Genomic DNA, 3,913 nt, shown 5'->3' with positions numbered 1-3,913 from the left:
CCTCCGGAGTCCCCGATGACCGTTCTCGCCCCCTCCCGACCCGCGCTCGTCCGAGCCTTCAGCGCCCCCAGAGGGTTCGGCGACCAGACCCTGCGCGATCGCCGCCCGGACGCGATCGAGTTGCTCGGCGGCATCCCGGATCCCTCCGTCCTCCCGACCGCCGAACTGGCCGAGGCGACCGCCCGCGTCCTCGCCCGACCCGGTGCGCCGTCGCTGCAGTACTCGCGCACCGAGGGGATCCCGGCGCTGCGCGAGTGGATCGCCGCCCACGAGGGGGTGTCCGTGGACCGTGTGCTCGTCACCAACGGCGGCTTCCACGGCCTCGCCATCGCGGTGCAGACGGTGCTCGAACGCGGCGACCTCGTCGCGGTCGACAACCCGGTATTCCCGCTGTTCCTGCGCGGGCTCGAGCTCGCCGACGCCCGCGTGCTGCCGATCCGGATCGGGGCCGAGGGTCTCGACGTCGACGCGCTCGCCGCGGAGCTGCGCGCCGGAGCCCGGCCCGCCGCGGTCTACACCGTCCCCGAGTTCCACAACCCGTCGCAGTCGTCGCTGCCCACGGCCCGCCGCCGAGAGCTCGTCGACCTGGCCGAGAAGTACGGCTTCGTCGTGTTCGCCGACGACCCCTACCGCGAGCTCCGCTTCCACGGCGAGCCCGAGTCGCTCGCCCCGTTCCACGACTCCGACCACGTCATCCACGTCAACACCTTCACCAAGACCCTCGGCCCGGGCCTGCGCTTGGGCTGGGTCGTGCTGCCCGAGCGTCTGGTCCCGGATGCCGTGGCCCTGCGCAGTCGCCAGGATTCGCACTCGTCGACCCTCGTGCAGGCCGTGGTCGCCGAGCTGTTGACGGGCGATCCGGGGCTGTTCGACCGTGTCCTCGCGGGCGCGCGGGAGCTGTACCGGTCGCGGGCGCACGCCCTGGCCGAGGCGCTCTCGGCATCCGGTTCCTTCGACGTCACCGTCCCCGACGGTGGACTGTTCCTCTGGCCGCGACTCGTCGACGACCGGGTCGATGCCGACCGGCTCGCCGCCGACGCGAGCGCCGAGGGCGTGGAGTACCAGCGCGGCTCCTTCTTCCCCTCGGGGCCGGGGACGGATACCGACCGGCACCTGCGCCTGGCCTACGGCGACACGTCGGAGGAGTCGCTGCGGGAGGCGGCGGCGCGACTGGTCCGGGCGGTGGCGCGGCAGCGCTGAGCCGCGTCCCCGGCATCTCAGCCCGCCGAGTGTCCAGAGCACGCCGTTATGCGCGATGCCGTTACGGCGTGTTCTGGACACTCATCGGGTTCGTGGCGACTCTCGCGTCGCCGAGCGGCTCAGGAGTGTGAGTGTCCAGAACACCCGGACGCTTCTGAAACGCGCCCGAGTTTCTTGGACACTCAGGCTGCGTGGCTGGCGGTGACGCGTCACGCGGGCGTCCACCCGAGCAGCGGCCCCAGTCGACTTGCGATGTCGTCGAGGATCTGCGCGTAGTCGTCGGCGGCGAACGAGAACGGCAGTGCGAACGCGACCTCGTCGACCTCGGGATAGGCCAGCGACGACAGCAGGCGCTCGGCGATCTGCTCCGAGGTGCCGACGAGGTCCTCGGCGAACAGCATCCGCTGGGGACCTTGGGGGATGCCGACGCGCCCGCGCCGCGACTCGGCGTAGGCCTCGTACCGCCGACGCTGATCGGGCGTGGCCGAGTCGGTGGGGATGACCACGAGTCCCTGTGAGACCCGCGCGGCCTCCCCGTCGGGGTGCGTCTCGCGGTAGAGGCGGATCTGCGCGTGCTGCTCACGGTCGAAGTCGGTCGAGGTGGTCGAGCGGATCACGCTGCTGGTGAGCAGGTGGAAGCCGTTCTCCGCCGCCCACGTGGTCGAGGTCGGGCTCCCCGCGCCGTACCAGAGGCGGTCCGCGAGACCGGGGGAGTGCGGCTCGATCCGCTCCGAGTACTCTTCGATGCCCTCGGTCCCGGCGAACGGGCTGACCGCGTCGCCGGAGAGGAAGCGCCGGAGGCGTGCGAGGCGCTCGTAGCCGAAGTCCTCGCGATCAGCGGTGTCGGGATACAGCGCCGGGGCGATCTCGTCGAGACGCCGGGGCGGCCCCACCGAGAACCCCGGTTCGAGCCGACCGCCGCTGAGCACATCGACGGTCGCGAGGTCCTCGGCGAGGCGGAACGGGTTCTCCCACCCGAGGGGGATCACGGCGGTGCCGAGCCGGATACGGCTGGTGCGCTGGGATGCCGCGGCCAGCACCGCCACGGGGGAGGAGATGCCGTACTGCAGGTGCCGGTCCCGCAACCACGCGCTGTCGAAGCCGAGCCGCTCTCCCCGCTCGATGATCGACAGCGTCGTCTCGTGTCCGGCGCGGGGGTTCTCGCGGTCGAACAGGCCGATGGTGAGGAAGCCGAGGGAGCGGAGCGGGCGGGTCATGCGGTCACGCTAGCGGGGGCTTCCGCGGGTCGGGTCCGCAACGTCACGGATGGTCACGGGCGCTCGCTTCACCCGCTGCGCCGACGGCGAACCGCGTGAGGTGCGTTGTGGTCTACTGCGGGGGCTCGTGTGCCGGCGTCCGCGATGCGGACACCGATCTCCCGGGCATCACCACAGCCGGCGATGACATGCCTTACGACGATGTCTCGCCTCGATTCCTCGAAAGGGAACCTGCATGTCGAATCGGCCCGCCTCCCCTCGCTCCCTCCTCCGGCGCTCCGCCGCTGTCCTGGCCACCGCGGCTGTCGCCGCCTCTGTCGCTCTGGGCGGTGCCGTCCCGGCGCAGGCCGCGTCCGCGACCCTCACCGCGAACCCGACGACGGTCACCGCCGGTGGAGCGACTCTCCTGACGGCGCAGGGCTTCACCCCCTCCGACACGCTGTCGTTCGACCTCGACGGTGCCCCGCTTGCGACCTCCCCTCTGGTGGGCAGCACGGAGACCGCCAATGCGAACGGCGACTACGACGGTGACGCCTGGATGCCCGACAGCCTGTCCGTGGGAACGCACACGATCTCGGTCACCGACGCGAGCGGGTCGGCCGTCGCCTCCACGACGATCACGGTCGTGCCCCGACCGACCGCTTCGGTGACTCCGGCGTCGCAGGCGCTCTCCGGCTATCTCGCGACCGGCGTCACGGCGACCTTCTCGGGATTCACGCCGGGTGACACGGTCTCCTTCGGCATCTCGGATGCCACGTCGGGAACCCAGCTCTCGACGACCGCCGTGGCGGACGCGAACGGCCAGGCGACGCTCTCCTATGTCCCGACCTCCGGAAGCGCTTACGCGCAGGTCGGCACGTACCACCTCATCGCGGCGACGGGCGATCTCAGCATCGTCTCGGAAGAGGTGAGCTTCGAGGTGACGGCGGACCCCGCTCCGAACAGCGGGACCACCCCCATCGCCGCTCCCGCGAACACCCCGGTCGCGCCCGCAGCGACGCCGGTGAAGCGCGCAGCGACCTTCACCGGCTGAGCGCGGACGTCCACTCGTACCGGGCCGGGACGCTCGTCTCGGCCCGGTACCCCGATCACGACACCGGAGACGCCCCATGCCCTTTCGTCCGCCCGCCCGCATGCAGCTCGGAGCCGTGGCGGTCGTCTCCGTCCTCCTGCTCACCGGTTGCGTTCCCCCGGGTCCACCCGCCGCGACAGACGCAGCGACGAGCGCCCTCCCTGCCGTCGAGGAGCCGACGAGCACCCCCGCGCCCAGCGCGGCGGCGGTTCCCGCGACCTCCGCGACCGCGATCGGGGATCGTCTCGCGATCTCTCCTCAGCCCGGTGCAGACGCGGTGCAGACCCTGTCGAATCCGCAGGAGTCAGGGGCACCGTTGACGTTGCTCGTCGTCGCGCGCCACGACGACTGGCTCGAGGTCTCGCTCCCTCAGCGGCCGAACGGCAGCACGGGGTGGGTCCGCGAGGGCGACGTCGCCCTTCAC

At 71.8% G+C, this 3,913-nt stretch carries 3 protein-coding genes and 1 pseudogene; 3 read left to right on the top strand and 1 reads right to left on the bottom strand.

Translation table 11 applies throughout. The features are described 5' to 3' along the window. Window positions 1-1,200: PLP-dependent aminotransferase family protein (locus NS220_RS15980; RefSeq protein WP_440589474.1), on the top strand; the 1,200-nt coding region annotated here is incomplete at its 5' end. Window positions 1,201-1,409: 209 nt separating this feature from the next. Here NS220_RS15980 and NS220_RS15975 read toward each other — a convergent pair. Then, on the bottom strand, window positions 1,410-2,417 hold the full coding sequence (locus NS220_RS15975) for an LLM class flavin-dependent oxidoreductase (RefSeq protein ID WP_058625010.1): 1,008 nt from the start codon (window positions 2,415-2,417) through the stop codon (window positions 1,410-1,412). A 235-nt stretch (window positions 2,418-2,652) separates the two neighbouring features. Here NS220_RS15975 and NS220_RS15970 point away from each other — a divergent pair, with 235 nt between their 5' ends. Both NS220_RS15970 and NS220_RS20250 read left to right on the top strand, forming a co-directional pair. After that, on the top strand, window positions 2,653-3,450 hold the full coding sequence (locus NS220_RS15970; protein WP_058625009.1) for a hypothetical protein: 798 nt from the start codon (window positions 2,653-2,655) through the stop codon (window positions 3,448-3,450). A 76-nt stretch (window positions 3,451-3,526) separates the two neighbouring features. Then, window positions 3,527-3,913: pseudogene (locus NS220_RS20250) on the top strand (murein L,D-transpeptidase); the annotation flags it as partial.

The sequence above is a fragment of the Microbacterium testaceum genome, from assembly GCF_001476655.1.
Classification (GTDB): domain Bacteria; phylum Actinomycetota; class Actinomycetes; order Actinomycetales; family Microbacteriaceae; genus Microbacterium; species Microbacterium testaceum_C.
Note: the sequence above shows the minus strand (reverse complement) of the source record. Positions and strands in the feature narration are given on the sequence as shown.